The 16,619-nt window shown below is 70.6% G+C and carries 13 protein-coding genes; 8 read left to right on the top strand and 5 right to left on the bottom strand.

Annotated elements, in window-relative coordinates; translation table 11 throughout:
- Nucleotides 1-61 precede the first annotated feature (61 nt).
- The 6 genes from ACN6M5_RS16945 (at nucleotide 62) to ACN6M5_RS16970 (ending at nucleotide 8,354) form a co-directional block, all read left to right on the top strand.
- Nucleotides 62-2,266: an alpha-galactosidase gene (locus ACN6M5_RS16945; protein ID WP_434951634.1), complete on the top strand. Its 2,205-nt coding sequence runs from the start codon at nucleotides 62-64 to the stop codon at nucleotides 2,264-2,266.
- Between the two features lie 97 nt (nucleotides 2,267-2,363).
- Nucleotides 2,364-4,949 (top strand): X2-like carbohydrate binding domain-containing protein, encoded by a 2,586-nt coding sequence (locus ACN6M5_RS16950; RefSeq protein ID WP_434951636.1) that lies wholly within the window; start codon nucleotides 2,364-2,366, stop codon nucleotides 4,947-4,949.
- Nucleotides 4,950-5,022: 73 nt separating this feature from the next.
- On the top strand, nucleotides 5,023-5,982 hold the full coding sequence (locus tag ACN6M5_RS16955) for an acetylxylan esterase (protein WP_434951638.1): 960 nt from the start codon (nucleotides 5,023-5,025) through the stop codon (nucleotides 5,980-5,982).
- Between the two features lie 352 nt (nucleotides 5,983-6,334).
- Nucleotides 6,335-6,781: a MaoC family dehydratase N-terminal domain-containing protein gene (locus ACN6M5_RS16960; RefSeq protein WP_085368626.1), complete on the top strand. Its 447-nt coding sequence runs from the start codon at nucleotides 6,335-6,337 to the stop codon at nucleotides 6,779-6,781.
- Entirely contained in the window at nucleotides 6,781-7,200 is a 420-nt protein-coding gene (locus ACN6M5_RS16965) for a MaoC family dehydratase (protein WP_085368625.1), read from the top strand. Before ACN6M5_RS16960 ends, ACN6M5_RS16965 begins: the two co-directional genes overlap by 1 nt.
- Nucleotides 7,200-8,354: a UDP-N-acetylmuramate dehydrogenase gene (locus ACN6M5_RS16970; protein ID WP_434951641.1), complete on the top strand. Its 1,155-nt coding sequence runs from the start codon at nucleotides 7,200-7,202 to the stop codon at nucleotides 8,352-8,354. The genes ACN6M5_RS16965 and ACN6M5_RS16970 overlap by 1 nt, the downstream gene beginning before the upstream one ends.
- 168 nt (nucleotides 8,355-8,522) lie before the next feature.
- Here the strand turns inward: ACN6M5_RS16970 and ACN6M5_RS16975 are convergent, their stop codons facing one another.
- The 5 genes from ACN6M5_RS16975 to ACN6M5_RS16995 all read right to left on the bottom strand — a co-directional run bounded on the left by ACN6M5_RS16975 (nucleotide 8,523) and on the right by ACN6M5_RS16995 (nucleotide 14,543).
- On the bottom strand, nucleotides 8,523-10,625 hold the full coding sequence (locus tag ACN6M5_RS16975) for a RecQ family ATP-dependent DNA helicase (RefSeq protein ID WP_434951643.1): 2,103 nt from the start codon (nucleotides 10,623-10,625) through the stop codon (nucleotides 8,523-8,525).
- Between the two features lie 94 nt (nucleotides 10,626-10,719).
- Nucleotides 10,720-11,535 carry an ABC transporter permease gene (locus ACN6M5_RS16980; RefSeq protein WP_434951645.1) on the bottom strand — a complete coding sequence of 272 codons (816 nt, stop codon included), beginning with the start codon at nucleotides 11,533-11,535 and terminating at the stop codon, nucleotides 10,720-10,722.
- Nucleotides 11,532-12,449, bottom strand: coding sequence for an ABC transporter ATP-binding protein (locus tag ACN6M5_RS16985; RefSeq protein WP_434951647.1), 918 nt, complete (start codon nucleotides 12,447-12,449; stop codon nucleotides 11,532-11,534). Before ACN6M5_RS16985 ends, ACN6M5_RS16980 begins: the two co-directional genes overlap by 4 nt.
- A gap of 7 nt (nucleotides 12,450-12,456) precedes the next feature.
- The gene (locus tag ACN6M5_RS16990; protein ID WP_434951649.1) at nucleotides 12,457-12,816 is read right to left on the bottom strand and encodes a hypothetical protein; all 360 of its coding nucleotides are present in this window, start codon (nucleotides 12,814-12,816) and stop codon (nucleotides 12,457-12,459) included.
- A complete protein-coding gene (locus ACN6M5_RS16995) occupies nucleotides 12,813-14,543 on the bottom strand; it encodes a PspC domain-containing protein (protein ID WP_434951651.1) in 1,731 nt (576 codons plus the stop codon). Before ACN6M5_RS16995 ends, ACN6M5_RS16990 begins: the two co-directional genes overlap by 4 nt.
- 87 nt (nucleotides 14,544-14,630) lie before the next feature.
- Between ACN6M5_RS16995 and ACN6M5_RS17000 the strand changes: the two genes are divergently transcribed.
- Both ACN6M5_RS17000 and ACN6M5_RS17005 read left to right on the top strand, forming a co-directional pair.
- Nucleotides 14,631-15,872, top strand: a complete 1,242-nt coding sequence (locus ACN6M5_RS17000) for a PspC domain-containing protein (RefSeq protein ID WP_434951653.1) — start codon at nucleotides 14,631-14,633, stop codon at nucleotides 15,870-15,872.
- Nucleotides 15,869-16,558, top strand: coding sequence for a LuxR C-terminal-related transcriptional regulator (locus ACN6M5_RS17005; RefSeq protein ID WP_434951655.1), 690 nt, complete (start codon nucleotides 15,869-15,871; stop codon nucleotides 16,556-16,558). The genes ACN6M5_RS17000 and ACN6M5_RS17005 overlap by 4 nt, the downstream gene beginning before the upstream one ends.
- The last annotated feature ends 61 nt before the right edge of the window (nucleotides 16,559-16,619 follow it).

Here is a 16,619-nt window from a genome sequence, read left to right on the forward strand (position 1 = left end):
CGAAACACTAAGCGTGGTTAATTTACATTGTCAAGTAACCTCCATTCGCTAGGAGCTCCTCATGCTCGACGGCTACGGCGCCGTTCTTGCCCTGCGTGCAGCAGGCACATCCATCGTGATCGACACGGCAGGACGCGTGCCGCGCGTCCTGCACTGGGGAGCCGACCTCGGCCCGCTCAGCGACGCGGAAGCTGCGGCCCTCCGGGAGACCGGCGGCCCCGCCGTGCTCAACAACGCGCCGGACATCCCCCGGGCGTTCAGCCTCTGGCCCACCGAGTTCGAGGGATGGGCGGGCACACCTGCGCAGGAGGGCCACGCCGCAGGGACCGCCACCACGCCGCGACCGCGCACCGTCGCTGCGCGCTCCGAACACGATGGTGACGACAGCGGCGGCAGCATCGAGATCGAGCTGGAGGATGCGGTCACCGGGCTGCGGTCGACCATGACCATCCGTCTCGACCGCTTCGGGGTGCTCTCCATCGATGTCTCCGTCGTGCGCGATGTCGCGCTGGACGCGGCCGGCACCGACGTCCCGTACACGCTCGACGCCCTTCGCGTCCTGCTCCCCGTGCCCGATCGGGCCGTGGAGATGCTCGACTTCACCGGCAAATGGTGTCGTGAGCGGGCGCCGCAGCGCGGTGAGCTCTCCTTCGGCAGCCATGTCCGCCGCGCCCGCCGCGGCAAGCCGGGGCACGACGCCCCCTTCCTCGTCGTCGCGGGAACGGAGGACCTCGGCTTCGGCCGTGGGGAGGCGTGGGCCACGCATCTCGCCTGGAGCGGCGACGCCGAGTACGTCGTCGAGCGGCTCACCGAGGGGGCGGGCGCCTTCTCGTCGGTCATCGGCGTCGGGGAAGGCCTCCGGCCCGGCGAGATCGCGCTCGCCGCCGGTGACAGGTACGTGGCGCCCACGGTGCTGTTCGTCTGGTCCGGTGCTGGACTGGACGGCATCGCCGACCGCCTGCACCGGCGGCTGCGGGCGCGCCCGTCGCACCCGCGCTCGCCGCGTCCTCTGACCCTCAACTCGTGGGAGGCCGTCTACTTCGACCACGACCTGGAGCGGCTCACCGCCCTGGTGGATCGCGCATCCCGAGTGGGTGTCGAACGCTTCGTGCTCGACGACGGCTGGTTCCACGACCGGCGCGACGCGAACGCCGGCCTCGGAGACTGGGTGGTCGACCGGACCGTCTGGCCCGACGGGCTCGGCCCGCTCGTGGAGCACGTCAGGGAACGCGGAATGCAGTTCGGGATCTGGTTCGAGCCGGAGATGGTGAACCTCGACTCCGATCTCGCGCGCGCGCATCCCGAGTGGGTGCTCGGGCCGCGCGAACTCGGTGCGGCCGCTCGCGACCAGTACGTGCTCGATCTCACGCGCCCGGAGGCGTACGAGCACGTGCTCGGCCAGATCAGCGCCATCGTGGACGAGTACGCGGTCGACTACATCAAGTGGGACCACAATCGGGACCTCTCCGAGGCGGTGAGCGGCTACGCGGGCATCGACCGCCCCGCCGTGCACGACCAGACCATCGCCCTCTACCGGATGCTGGACACGCTGCGTGCGCGCCACCCGCACCTCGAGATCGAGACCTGCTCGGGAGGCGGCGGTCGCGTCGACCTCGGCATCCTGCAGCGGACCGACAGGGTCTGGGCGTCCGACTGCAACGATCCCGTCGAGCGGCTGCAGATCGAGCGGTGGACCAGGATGCTCGTCCCGCCGGAGCTCATCGGCTCCCACCTCGGCGCCGAGAGGTCGCACACGACCACCCGCCGCACGGACCTGTCCTTCCGGCTGATCGTGGCGCTCACGGCCCACGCCGGCATCGAATGGGATCTGCAGGAGGCGGACGACGATGAGCTGGCGGTCATCGCTCAGTGGGGCGCCGTCTACCGCGAACTGCGCGGTCTCATCCATTCCGGCCGGATCGTCAACGCCGACGTCGCCGACGACGCGACGGTGTTCACCGGGATCGTCGCCGACGACGGCTCGCGCGCCGTGTACACCTGGGCGCGGCTCGCCACCTCGGCTCCCGGGCAGTCCGGCCGCGTGCGCTTCCCCGGCCTCGACCCGGACGCACGGTACAGCGTGCGCATCCGCGACGAGTTCGGTCCGGCCAGCCGCCACCAGAGCGCCGACCCGTCCTGGATCACCGCCGCTCTCGACCAGGCGGGCACCACCCTCCCCGGATCGGTGCTCGCCGTCGCCGGCGTCCCGCTCCCCACCCTCAACCCCCAGCAGGCGATGTTCTTCGACCTCGTCAGGATCCCCTGACGCCGGACGCAGGCCAGGCACGCCACCCAGACGGCCCACCGCACCGATCGCTCCTCCCGCACCGACGCGTCAGGGGCTCTTCAGAGAGGAAGAACGCATGACTCGCAGAACACGCATGCGACGGGGCCTGCCGGCTCTCGTCGCCGCGGTCGCGGCGCTGGGACTGGTGGCGGCTGCCGCCGTCCCGGCTTCCGCGACGCCGGATCCGACCACGACGCCGACGCCGAGCGCCACGGCCACGCCTCAAGCCACGGCGACGCCGCAAGCCACGGCCACGCCGGAAGCCACTGCGACGCCGCAGTCCACCGCTACGGCGACGCCCACGGCCACGCCGAAAGCATCCACTGCTGCCGTGCCGTCGCCCGTCCCGCCGGCCGCATCCACCGCCGACCCGTGGGCGCTCAAGCCGTACCTGGGCTGGAGCAGCTACAGCATGCAGGTCTACAGCGGGAACGGGAAGTGGATCACCGCAGACCAGCTGATCGCCCAGTCCGACGCGATGAAGGCCAAGCTCGGCAAGGCCGGCTACGACCGCATCAACGTCGACGCAGGCTGGAGCGACGGCGTCGACGCCAACGGCAGGCCGACTCCAAGCGTCGCCCTGTACCCGCAGGGGCTCAAGAAGGTCATCGACCACGTGCACGCCAACGGTCAGAAGTTCGGCGTCTACCTGATCCCCGGCATCTCGTCGGAGGTTGCAGACAAGGCGTACCCGATCGCGAACGCACCGGGCTGCACCACGCACGACATCATGAAGCAGCCTCCGCAGCAGGCCGACTACTGGAAGATCGGCTACCGCATCGACTTCTCGAACCCGTGCGCGCAGAAGTACGTCGACTCGATCGCGGACGAACTGGCCGACCTCGGCGTCAACTTCGTCAAGTTCGACAGTGTCACCCCCGGTTCGGGCATCAGCGACGGATCGGTGGATGCGCGCGACGATGTCGCCGCGTGGTCGTCTGCCCTCAAGAAGCACGGCATCTGGTTCGAGCTCTCCTGGGCGCTCGACATCAACTACGCCGACTACTGGAAGCAGTACGCGAACGGCTGGCGCGTCGACTGGGACGTCGAGTGCTACTGCGGCGGCGAAGCCCTCACCCAGTGGGACAACATCAACAGGCTCTTCCCTCGGGCCGCTGACTGGTGGAGGCACGCCGGTCCCGGCGGATGGAACGACTTCGACTCCCTCGACGTCGGAAACGGGAAGATGGACGGCCTGACCCCGGATGAGCGGCGCACGGCGACCACGCTGTGGGCGATCTCTGCGGCGCCGATGTACACCGGCAACGACCTCACGAAGCTCGACACGCTCGGCCTCGAACTGCTCACCAACAAGGAGGTCAGCGCCGTCGACCAGGCCGGCGTCCCCGCCCGTCCGGTGTCCACGACCGCGAAGCAGCAGGTTTGGTACGCCCTGAACGCCGACGGCAGCTACACGGTCGCGCTGTTCAACCTCGGGCGTTCCGAGTCGGACGTGACAGCGAACTGGTCCGACATCGGGCTGAAGGGCCCTGCCACCGTCCGTGACCTGTGGTCGCACAAGAACCTGGGCCGCGTGAAAGACGCGTTCGTGGCCTCCGACGTGCCCATCCACGGTGTGCGGCTGCTCAGGGTGACGCCGGACAGGGATGCGACGGTGACGGTCAACGACGACGCGCTCGGGATGAAGTACGGCGGAACCTGGACCCGCAACGGCGGGGCGGAGGTCGCCTCGATCACCCAGGCGCTGACGGTGAACGTGACGGACACGGGCACCCCTGCGCCGTCCACGTCCACGGGGCCGACGCGCACCACGAGCATCAACGACACCGACCCCGGCATCGCGTATTCGGGTCAGTGGGGGTACAGCTCCGGCCGCAACTTCGGCGACTACCAGGACGATGTGCACTACGCCGAGCATCCGGGCACCGACTCGTTCTCGTACACCTTTACAGGCACCGGCATCTCCTACCTGACCGAGCTGGACTCGTCGGAGGGCGACGCGGACGTGTACATCGACGGGTCGCTGGTGAAGACGATCAGCGCATCCAGCGCCCCGTCCGCTCCGCATGTGCCGCAGCAGACGGTGTTCACGGCGACCGACCTCACCAACGGGCAGCACACCCTGCGCGTGGTGATGAAGTCCGGCCAGTTCATGCTCATCGACCGGCTCGACGTGCTGCAGCCGAACCTGATCGACCCGTCATCGGTGTCGTTCGACACCAAGGCTCCGGCCGCCGCCTCGTTCTCCGTTCTCCGCGACCCCGGCGAGTTCACCGGCATCACGGCGAACGGGAAGACGCTCGCACAGGGCTCCGACTACACCGTGTCCGGCTCGACCATCACGCTCAGCACCGCGTACCTCGCGACGCTGCCGGTCGGCGCCGCAACGCTGAACGTCGGCTTCCGTGGGGACTACCTGGACGATGTCCACTCGACGAAGGACACGGGCGCCTCGGTCTCGTACGCCTTCTCGGGAACAGGCGTCGACTGGCTGGCCCCCACCGGCCCCGACCAGGGCGTGGTCGACGTGTACATCGACGGCAAGCTGGTCAAGCGCGTCGACACGCACAGCGACACCCGCCGCACCCAGCAGAAGGTGTTCAGCACGTCCGGCCTCCGGAACGGCAAGCACACCATCATGCTGGTCAAGGAGTCTGGCGATCTGATGCGCACCGACGCCGTGCGATACACCGTCCGCTGATCCGCGGGGTGGGCCGGGCGCGCCGCCCGGCCCACCCCATCCCTTCCTTTCGTAATTCCTCAGGAGCGATGCGATGACGATCACCCACCCCGGCACCGAGTTCCCCGCGCTCCTCGGCCGCGAGCCGCTGCCGACACCGGACGACTACGAGGACTTCTGGGCGGAGGCCCTGGACGAGGCCCGCAGGCACCCTCTCGACCTCCGGCGCGAGCGCGTCGACACCGGCCTGTCCGCGATCGACGTCTTCGACGTGTCGTTCGCCGGGTGGGAGGGGAGGCGGCTGCACGGCTGGCTGCGCATCCCGCACCACCGCAGCGGTGCCGTGCCCGCCGTGGTGCACGCCAACGGCTATGGCGCGGGGCGGCTGTCGCCGATCGACGACCTCACCTGGGCGGCCGCCGGGTTCGCCCAGCTGCTCGTCGGCACCCACGGGCAGGAAGGAGGGAGCACCGGCCACCTCCTCCAAGGCATCGACGACCCGCGGCGCTCCTATTACCGCGGCGTCTTCGTCGACGCGGCGCGTGCCGTGGATGCGCTGCGCTCCCTCGACGAGATGGACGCGACCAGGGTCGCGGCGATCGGCAACAGCCAGGGCGGCGGCATCGCCCTGGGCGTCGGCGCACTCGTCCCCGACCTCGTGGCTGTACTCGCCCAGGCTCCCTTCCTGACCGACGCGCCGGACGGCATCCGGCTGGCGGCGAACGGCCCGTGGCTGGAGCTCCGCGACTACCTGACCGCGCATCCCGACCGCGCCACCGCGGTCGCGCGAACGCTCGCATACGTGGACGGCGTCACCTCCGCCAGACACGCCGTCGCCCCCGGCTGGATCAGCGACGGCCTGGCCGACGACATCTGCCCGCCGGAGACCGCCCGCGCGGCGGCGGCCGCGTACGCCGCCCCCGTGATCTTCCGCGAGTGGCCGGGAGCAGGCCACGAGGCAGGCGGCGCGGGCGACCGGCAGGACGCCATCGGCGTGTTGCGGGAGCGGTTCGGTCTCGGTCTGCGAGACGGAAATGTCGGTGGTTCCGCGTAAATTCAAGGAAGAGCCAAAAAAGTTCGAAAACACTACATGTAGTGGAATGACAATCGTGTCATTCGGGTTATATAGTGGGTGAACACCGCAAGATGCGGAGCACAACGAGACTTCTAGGGGAGGCCATCATGGACTACGAAAGCGACAGTGTTGGCGGCTACTCGGTTCCCGTCGACCCCATGGATCTGCTGCAGTGCGACAGCTGCCAGTAGGCAGCAGCACCAGCACGAGAACCCCGACGGCTTCGGCCGCCGGGGTTCTTCTTTGTCTGCGCGGCGTTATCTGTGCGGCTTTGTCTGCGCCGTTCTTCCCGCGCGGCGGGGGCCGCGCGCCGCTTCCGTAGAATGGGCGGGTGGCAGTGAACCCAGAGTTGCAGGGGCGGACGTTCGCCCCGACCAGTCCTTATCTTGTCGGGCGCGAGAAGATCCGCGAGTTCGCGCGGGCCGTCCTCGCCACCAACCCGATCAACGTCGACGTGGAGGCCGCACGCGCCGCCGGTCACGCCGACCTGGTCGCGCCGCCGACGTTCCCGGTGGTCGTGCAGGAGCAGACCCTCGCCCAGCTGCTGGCCGAGCCGGATGCCGGCATCGACTTCAGCAGGGTCGTCCACGGGGACCAGCGGTTCAGCTACACGCGCGCGGTCGTCGCCGGTGACGAGCTCACCGCGACGCTGACGGTCACGAGCGTCAAGTCGCTCGGCGCGCACTCGATGGTCACGGCGGAGTCCGTCATCGTCGACGCGTCCGGCGAGCACGTCGTCACCGCCGTATCCACCCTGGTCGTTCGAGGAGACGAGTGATGCCCGAGTTCGACACCCTCTCCGTCGGTGACGTCGTCGCCGAGCAGAGCTACCACCTGACGCGCGACAACCTCGTGCGCTACGCAGGCGCGTCCGGCGACTTCAACCCCATCCACTACCGCGACGACATCGCCACCTCGGTGGGCCTTCCTGGCGTCATCGCGCACGGGATGCTCACCATGGGCCTCGCGGTGCAGCCCGTCGTCGACTGGGCGGGCGACCCCGCCAGCGTCGCCGACTACCAGGTGCGGTTCACTCGCCCCGTGGTCGTCGACCCTGCCGACGGCGCCGACGTCTCGGTCGTGGCCAAAGTGGGACAGCTGGATGCGGAGTCGCGGGCCGCCCGCATCGACCTCACCGTGACCTTCGACGGCAGCACCGTGCTCGGCAAGGCGCAGGTCCGCGTCTCGTTCGCCTGATGTCAGACCAGACCCCCGCCCTCTCCACGCTCACCACCCTGCAGGTGGGAGGCGTGCCGGAACGCCTGCTCGAACCGTCCACCCGCGACGAGCTGGTCGCGACCGCGCTCGACGTGTGGCGTGACGGCGACGAGTGGGCGCTCCTCGGCGGCGGCTCCAACACGGTCGCGAGCGACGACGGGTTCGACGGGACGATCATCCACGTCGTCACCCGCGGCATCGACCGCCTCGAGGCCCGGGCCGGACGCATCCGGTTGCGGGTGCAGGCGGGGGAGCCGTGGGATGCGCTGGTCGCCCACACGGTCAGGAACGGGTGGTCGGGCATCGAAGCCCTCTCCGGCATCCCCGGGTCGACGGGAGCAGCGCCCGTGCAGAACATCGGCGCGTACGGCCAGGAGCTGGAGTCTGCGCTCGTCGGCATCGAGTTCCTCGACGCGAGCACCGGAGAGCTGCGCACCATGACCAGCTCCGACCTCCGCCTCGGCTACCGCACCTCCGTGCTGAAGCAGGGGATGCGCGGGGTGGTGCTGTCCGTGGACCTCGAGCTGGAGGACGGCAACCAGCCTGGCGGCTTCGGAGCGCCGATGAGCGCCCCGATCGCCTACGCGCAGCTGGCGGACACTCTCGGCGTCGCCCTCGGCTCCCGAGTGCCGGTCGCCGAACTGCGCCGCGCCGTTCTCGCCCTGCGCGCATCCAAGGGCATGGTGCTCGACCCGGCCGACCAGGACTCGGTCAGCGCCGGCTCGTTCTTCACCAACCCGATCGTCTCCGAGAACTTCGCCCGCTCGCTTCCGGCCACGGCACCGCGCTGGCCGGTGACGCCTCCGGAGCCGGACCGCGTGCTCGGCCTGGCAGCGCCCGACCAGGAGGGCGGCGGCGTGTGGCCCGGCGACATCCCGGGCCTGGCAGGTGGACCGTACGTGGTGAAGCTGAGCGCCGCGTGGCTGATCGAACAGTCCGGCATCCGCCGCGGCTTCTCGCTCCCCGGCTCCCGGGCGGCGATCTCCGACAAGCACACCCTGGCGATCACCAACCGCGGGGGAGCGACGGCCGCCGACGTGACCCAGCTGGCGTCGTACGTCCAGGCCCGCGTGCAGTCCGAGTTCGGCGTCATCCTGCATCCGGAGCCCGTGCTGCTCGGCGTCTCGCTCTGATGCCGGCGACGGCGGCGACCGGCTTCCCGCTTCATCAGCGCGACGGCGCTCGCGTTCAGCAGGAGACTTCGTAAGACACGCCGCAGCGAACTCCGTTCGAACGGAGAAACGATCCCGAATTGACTCACTTCTCCGGCGATGCGGTGTGCAGGACCGGAGTACCGCGCATCACGCGCGCAGCGCGGCCGCGAACGGCAGCACGGCAGACGCGCCAGCCTGTCGCAGCGTGCGCCCCGCCACCGTGATCGTCCAGCGGCTGTCGACCAGGTCGTCCACGAGCAGCACCGGCACGCCCTGGGGCAGGTCCAACGCGTCGGCGGAGAAGCGGTTCCAGACCGACGACAGACGGAACGCGCTGTTTCCTCCGGCCTCGCCGGACGGACCGCCGTCGACCAGGTCGAGCGTGCCGGCGAACGGGAGCCGCCCGGCGTCGGCGAAGCCACGCGCCAGCGTCTGCACGAACTGCGGGCGGCGGCGTGACGGCATCGCCACCACTGCAGCCGGGCGCTCCGCCCAGTTCCAGTCGGCGAGCACCCGGATGCACGCCGCCAGCAGTGCGGGAGGGCACGGCTGGTCGACGGCTCCCGGCCCGAGCAGTTCGCGCAATGGGCCGCCCCAGCCGAGGTCGGTGAGCCTGGCGAGCGCCCTCCCCGGCTCCAGCTGCTCGTCCTGGCCGATCTTGCCCTTCACCGGCACGCCCAGCCGGTCAGCGCCCGTCGGCCACAGCTTGCGCGGTTCGATCTCGACCCCGACCCTGTCGAGAGCGGACGCCACCGACGAGCTCGCCGAGTCGTCGATCGCGGCCGGATACCAGGCGCCCGCGCAGTTGTCGCAGCGACCGCAGGGCTGAGCATCCGGGTCGTCGAGCGCGCGCTGGAGGAACATCATGCGGCACTCGCCGGTGGACTCGTAGTCGAGCATCGACTGCTGCTCCGCGGTGCGCGCGGCGGCGATCCGCTCGTAGCGCTCCCGGTCGTACGTCCACGGCGTGCCCGTGCTGATCCAGCCCTTCGCGACGCGCTTGACGGCCCCATCCACGTCGAGCACCTTGAGGAGCAGTTCGAGCGTGGACGGCTTGAGGTCCACCTGGCTCTCCAGCGCGCGAGTCGACTGCGGCTCGGAGTGCAGCGCGCCGAGCACCGCGTCCGCCTTCGCCTCCGACGGCATGGATGCGGTGGCGAAGTAGTCCCAGATCGCCCTGTCCTCCTGCCCGGGCAGCAGCAGTACGTCGGCGTTCTCGGTGGCACGCCCGGCGCGGCCGACCTGCTGGTAGTAGGCGACCGGCGACGACGGGGCGCCGAGGTGCACGACGAAGCCGAGGTCGGGTTTGTCGAACCCCATGCCGAGTGCGCTCGTGGCGACCAGCGCCTTCACCTCGTTGCGCTTCAGCCGCCCTTCCAGGTCTTCGCGCTCCGCCGTATCCGTCTGGCCCGTGTACGCATATGTCTCGTGCCCGGCCTGCCGCAGCAGGCGAGCGGTGTCCTCCGCAGCGGACACCGTGAGGGCGTAGACGATGCCGCTGCCTGGCAGCCGTTCCAGGTTGCTGACCAGCCACGCGAGCCGGGCGCCGGCATCCGGCAGCGTGAGCACGCCGAGGCGCAGCGAGCGCCTGGCCAGCGGCCCGCGGATGGTGAGCACGTCTTCGTGACTGCCCGTTCCCATCTGCTCCGCCACGTCGGCCACCACGCGTTCGTTGGCGGTGGCCGTGGTGGCGAGCACGGGCACGCCGTCCGGCATCGTGGCGATGAGGTCGCGCAGCCGCCGGTAGTCCGGCCGGAAGTCGTGGCCCCAGTCGGAGATGCAGTGGGCCTCGTCGATCACCAGCAGGCCACTGCGGGCGATGAGGTCTGGCAGGAACTCGTCGCGGAACTGCGGGTTGTTGAGCCGCTCGGGGGAGACGAGCAGCGCATCCACTGTGTCGTCGCGGAGGCGCTGAGAGACGTCGTCCCACTCGTGGCGGTTGGCGGAGTTGAGGGTCACAGCCCTCACCCCTGCCCGTTCGGCCGCCGCCACCTGATCGCGCATGAGGGCGAGCAGCGGGGACACCAGGATGGTGGGGCCGGCGCCCCGGGAGCGCAGCACCATCGTGGCGACGAAGTACACCGCCGACTTGCCCCAGCCCGTCCGTTGCACCACCAGGGCACGCCTGCGGTCATCGACGAGCGCGGAGATCGCCTCGAACTGCCCGTCGTGGAAGTCGGCCTGCGGATCGCCGACCAGGGCGCGGAGGGTGTCGACGGCCTGATCTCGTGTGGTGCTGGTGGTGCTCATGGACTCATCGTTCCAGAGAGCACCGACGCCGAGGCCCACGGGGCGCAGATCGGTGGAGAACTCGCGGGTGTGGAAAACGCGCGCGTCGCGCCCGTCAGGCGCCGTCCTTCCTGATCCAGCGGAACGTCAGCCGGCACGCCAGCAGCCCGGCGACCAGCCAGACCAGCAGCACGACGGCCATCCACCCCAGCTGCCAGCTGCCGCTCGGCTCCTGCGACTCGAACGATGCGGGCAGGAACACACTGCGCATCCCTTGCGCGATCCACTTCAGCGGAAAGATGCTCGCGATGTTGCGCAGCCACTCCGGCAGCAGGTTGAACGCCAGGTACACGCCGGAGATGAACTGCAGCACGAGCACGATCGGGATGATCACAGCCGTCGCGCTCTTGCCGGTTCGCGGCACGGCGGACAGCGCGATCCCGAGCACGGCCGACGTCACGATGCCCAGCGCGTAGATCCACGCGAACCGCAGCCACAGCTCCGGCTCCGTCGGCAGTTCGACGCCGAACAGCACCCTCGCCATCACCAGCAGCAGCGCGATCTGCAGGATGCTCGTGACGATCACCTGTCCCATCTTCCCGATGAAGTACGAGACGACGGGCAGCGGAGTGCCGCCGAGGCGTTTCAGGGTGCCGTCGCTCTTCTCCACGGCGATGTCGACGGCGAGGTTCTGCACGCCGCTCAGCAGGATGCCCGCCGCGATCATGCCGGGCAGGTAGTAGGCGGCCTGGCTGATGCCGCCAGAGCCGTCCGGAGCCTCGCCCACCTTGCCGAGGCCCTGGAATGCGACGGAGAAGATCCCGAGCATGACCACGGGGAAGAGGAAGGTGAAGAAGATGGTGTCGGCCTGGCGGAAATAGGTGAGCACCTCGTACCGGATGCGGACGACGCCGAGCGGAAGCGTCCTCATGCGGCAGACTCCGACCCGGTAGAAGCCGGCCCAGCAGCACTGGACGCCGCAGACTCCGCCGCCTGCACCAACCCCAGATACACGTCCTCCAGGCTCGGCCGGATCACCTCGAGGTCCCTCGGCTCGCCCCCAACCTCGGCGGTCAGCCGGGCGACCACCGCCGCCGGCGCGTCCGTGCGTTCTTCGCGCAGCCGCCCGTCCGCATCCCGCCACCGCACGATCGGGATGCGCGCCGCCGCGTCTCCTATGGAGCCGACCGCCCCGATGTCGATCAGTTCGCCGCGCGCGATCACCGCGACCCTGTCGCTCAGCTGCGCGGCTTCGTCGAGGTAGTGGGTGGTGAGCAGGATCGTCGTCCCTTCGCGTTTGAGGTCGCGGATCAGCTGCCAGAACTCGCGCCGCGCCTCCGGGTCGAACCCCGTGGTCGGCTCGTCCAGGAACAGCAGCTCCGGCCGCCCGATCACGCCGAGCGCCACATCCAGTCGTCGTCGCTGACCGCCCGACAGGTTCCGGATGCGCACCTTCGCCTTCTCCGCGAGCCCGACAGCCGCGATCAGCTCGTCCACATCCCGCCTGGCCGGGTAGAAGCGGGAGAAGTGCGCCACCTGCTCGCGCACCGTCACATCGGCGGCCTCCCCGCCGGACTGCAGGACGATCCCGAGTCGCGCCTTCCACTCCGACCCTCCGCGGTGCGGGTCGACGCCGAGCACGCTCACGTCGCCCGAGCTGCGATCCCGGTAGCCCTCGAGGATTTCGATGGTGGTGCTCTTGCCCGCCCCATTGGGACCGAGGAGGGCGAAGGTCTCGCCCTGCTCGATGTCGAAGCTGACCCCGCGGACGGCCTCGAACGGACCGTACGACTTCCGCAGGTCACGGACGACGACGGCTGGACCTCCGAGGGGACGAGCGCTCATCCACCCATCATGCCCGGCGGCGGCGCTGAGCGCTCCTCACTCCGCCGAGAACGGCGAGCACCACGATGATCCCGCCGGCGACCGCGAGGCCGAGAGCCCACGCGCTCGCCGGGGTGAGTGACGCGAACCACGCCTGCGCGGCGATCAGCCGGTCGCGGGCAGAGAGCACGGCGAGGGTGCCGACGGCGAACGCGATGAGGATGATGCCCCAGACCACTCCGCCCCAGCGTATCTGTGCAGAGCCACGGGATGCGGGGGGCTGCTGCTGCGCGCCCCACCCCGGTTCCTGGCCGAAGACGACCGTCGGGGTGCTGTCCGCATTGGTGCCTGCTGTGTTGCCTGCCGGTGTGTTGCCGGTCTCGTTCATCGTGCGACCTCCTCGGTGTTCTGCTGGACGACCACCTGGTCGAACTGCTGGACGCGGACGATCGCGTCCGCCTTCTTCGACGGCCCGACCATCAGGTCCACGGTGCAGAGACGGTCGTCGTCAGACGTCGTGCAGGTGTGCTCGGTGCGGCCTCCGTCGGCGTCGCCCACCGAGATCCCCTGGCCGCGGGTGGTCGCGACGATCGAGACCGTCTTGTCCGCACCGAGGAGGAGGGTGGTGGTGCCCCCGCCCTTGACGAAGTCGACCACCGGAGTTCCGCGATGGGATTCGAGAGCATCCTCGAAGACGATCGTCGTGTCACCGAACGGCTGAGCGTACTGAGCGTTCCCCGTCGGTCGCAGCCAGGCTCCGTCGAAGACGATCTGACCGCTGCGCGGCACCCACGCCGTCACCAGCGTCACCACGGCGAGCAGGATGCCGAGGAAGATCAGGAACCCGCTCCGCCTCCTGGCCAACCCGGCGATCAGTGTCGCGACGCCGAAGACCAGCGTGGCAGCGGCAAGGGCGGCGGTCACGCCGTAACCGGTCAAGCCGGTGGTGGGCTCCCAGATGGCGGACACGATGGCGGCGGCCACGAGGGCGAGGCCGATCGTCGCCCAGCCGAACGCAGCGCCGATCCGTGGGTTCGCGGCCCGGTACGCCCTGCGCTGCGCGGCCGCCTCCGCGGTCGCGACCGACGCCTGGGCGCGCATCTCCGCGGCGCGCTGCCGCTTCACGGCGCGCATGTCCTCGTCGAGTCTGGCCTTCCACTGCGCGTGCTCGGCCTGCCAGCTGGCGTGCCTGGTGCGCCAGCCGTCCACGTCCTCCTGCGAGGCGCCGACGGTCGGTGCGGGCGGCTCGGTCGGCTCGGCGGTGACGTCGAGCAAGGGCTTGGTCGCCGAGGCGTCGGTCTCTGTGGCGTCGGCCGCGGAGTCGAGCGGAACGGTGTCCGCCGCATCCGGTGTACCCGCCGCATCCGGTGCCGACGTGGTGGTGGAAGCGGCCCCCGCCGCGTCCGCCGACGTCTCCGGCCCCGTGGCGGTGCCTGCCGCATCGGCGGTCCACACGCCCGGCCCGGGCGCCCCCGCCGCACCGGCCACGCCACCGGCAACGCCGCCAGCAGCCGCAGCCCCCGGCGACGCCCCCGCGCCCGCACCGCTCCCGGCCCCCGTGCCGGTCCCGCGGTTGGCGCTCCACGCATCCCGCCCCCAGTTGCCGCGCACCGCCCAGACGATCAGCCCGGCGATCAACGCGAGCACGATCAGCGTCCAGACCACCCGCCCGATCACGTCGCCGACCGACGGCGACCCCCAGAACCCGCCGTCCGCCCACCAGATCCCCGGCGCCCACGGCAGCAGGGACAGCAGCGCGAGCACCCCGATGCCGACGATCGCCGGCTGGAAGTCGCCGTCGAACAGCCGCTGCAGGTGGATGCGGTTCTCCCTGTCCGGCAGGAGCGCCCACGCCGCTGCATAGATCAGCAGCATCGGCGCGCCGAGGATCGCGGCGACGACGACGATGCCGCGCACGATCAGCGGGTCGATGCCGATGCGGTTGGCGACGCCGGCGCAGACGCCGCCGAGCCAGCCTTCCGTGCGCACGATGCCGAGGCCGCGCATCCAGGTGAAGAACGTGGTCCCGCGTCCGGAGAGGCCGCTGGTCGGTCCGCCGTACGGCGCACCGGGCGTGCCGGGCGGGGGAGGTGTGGTCGAGTCATGCTGTGACATGCTTCGATCCTGGCGTCGGCGGCGGGCTCGCCGGTATCGGGTATCACCCTGAGTCATCCCTGATTCGTCGCGGCCGGGGTGTCGGGGATGAGCCGAGTCTGCTTGGATTTCACCGTGACCGACACGTTCGCGCCTCGAAGCGCGCCAGCACGCCCTCCGCGGGTTCCGTTGGCGCGCCCGCGGACCTGCGAGCTGAGCGGGGTGAGCGTCGCGCTCGCCGATCACCTCGGCTGGTCGGTCACGATGGTGCGCTGGCTGTTCGTGGCCCTCGCGCTGATCGGCGGCGCCGGCGTCCTCCTCTATCTGTGGCTGTGGGCGCTCACGCCGCTGCGCCCGGCGACCGTGGCCGACCCGCAGGAACGCGTGGTGCGCCGCATCCCCGTCGCGTGGCTGCTGCTCGGGATGTCCGGGGTCGCCGGCATCTCGGCCGTCGCCCTGGCCTCGGCGGGCTCCTCCCCGTTCGGCCTGCTCGCGGCGATCGGCGCGAGCATCCTGCTGGCGGTCGCCTGTGTCGCCTGGGACCAGCTGGTCGACGTCGGCGACGTCGCCCGCACGCCGGCCACCTCCCGCGCGCTGCGCATCGCGGCCGGTGCCTTCCTCGTGGTGATCGCCATCGCGCTGAGCTCGCTGGTCGACCAGGCGGGCACGGGCTGGCTGTGGCTCGGGATCATCGCCTCCACGTTCGCGGGCGCCGCCGTGCTCGTCGGCCCGTGGGCGCTGCGGCTGTGGCGCGAGCTGATCGCCGAGCGCACGGCGCGGATCAAGCAGGAGCAGCGTGCGGAGATCGCCGCGCACCTGCACGACTCCGTGCTGCAGACCCTCGCGCTCATCCAGAACAGGGCGGGAGCGTCGAGCGAGGTCGCCAGGATCGCCCGCGCCCAGGAGCGCGAACTGCGCGAGTGGCTCTATGCGGACGCCGCGGACGACCGGGATGCGCAGGTGCGCGACCTCGCCTCCGAGCTGCGGGCCACCGCTGCCGCCCTGGAGGTCGACCATCCGGTGCACATCGACGTCGTCGCCGTCGGTGAGCCCGTCGAGCACGCCCCGAACGAGCTCGCCGCCGCTGCCAGAGAGGCCATGCTCAATGCGGCCAGGCACGCGGGCGGCGACGTGTCCGTCTACGTGGAGAGCCGGGCAGGAGGCGTGGACGTGTTCATCAGGGATCGCGGCCCCGGGTTCGACGTGGATGCGCTGCCGGAGGGCAGGCTCGGCGTCCGCGAGTCCATCATCGGCCGGATGCGCAGGGCGGGCGGGCACGCGACCGTCACCTCCCGGGCCACCGGCACCGAAGTCCAGCTGAGCATCGAGTACGCGAACGAGGCACCATGACAGACCACACCGACCAGCCGGCATCCGCCGCCCCGAACCCGATCACCGTGGTGATCGTCGACGACCACTCGATCTTCCGCTCCGGCCTGCGCGCCGACCTCGACGACCGCCTCTCCGTGGTCGGCGAGGCGGCCGACGTGGATGCGGCGGTCGCCACGATCCTGGCCACGCGCCCCTCCGTCGTCCTCCTCGACGTGCACCTGCCGGGCGGAGCGGGTGGCGGGGGAGCAGAGGTGGTGCGCAGGACCATCGCGGAGTGCCCGGACACCCGGTTCCTCGCGCTGAGCGTGTCCGACGCCGCGGAGGACGTGGTCGGCGTCATCAGGGCCGGTGCGCGCGGCTATCTCACCAAGGGAAGCTCGGGCGGCCAGGTGAGCGATGCTGTCGTCGGCGTCGCCGGCGGGGACGCGGTGTTCTCGCCCAGGCTGGCCGGCTTCGTCCTCGACGCGTTCGGCGCGGCGGCGGGGGAGCAGGCGGAGTCGACGGACGAGCTCGACAGGCTCTCCGCCCGCGAGCGCGAGGTGATGCGGCTGATCGCCCGTGGCTACTCCTATAAGGAGGTCGCGGCCGACCTGTTCATCTCGATCAAGACCGTCGAGACGCACGTCTCCGCCGTGCTGCGCAAGCTGCAGCTGTCGTCCCGCCACGAGCTCACGGCCTGGGCGCTGGAGCGCAAGCTCCTCTAGCCTCCTCTAGCGCGAGACTCCACCAACTGTCGCGAATCGCCCGGGATCCGCGACAGTTACC

The sequence above is a fragment of the Leifsonia araucanica genome (assembly GCF_051161895.1).
Classification (GTDB): domain Bacteria; phylum Actinomycetota; class Actinomycetes; order Actinomycetales; family Microbacteriaceae; genus Leifsonia.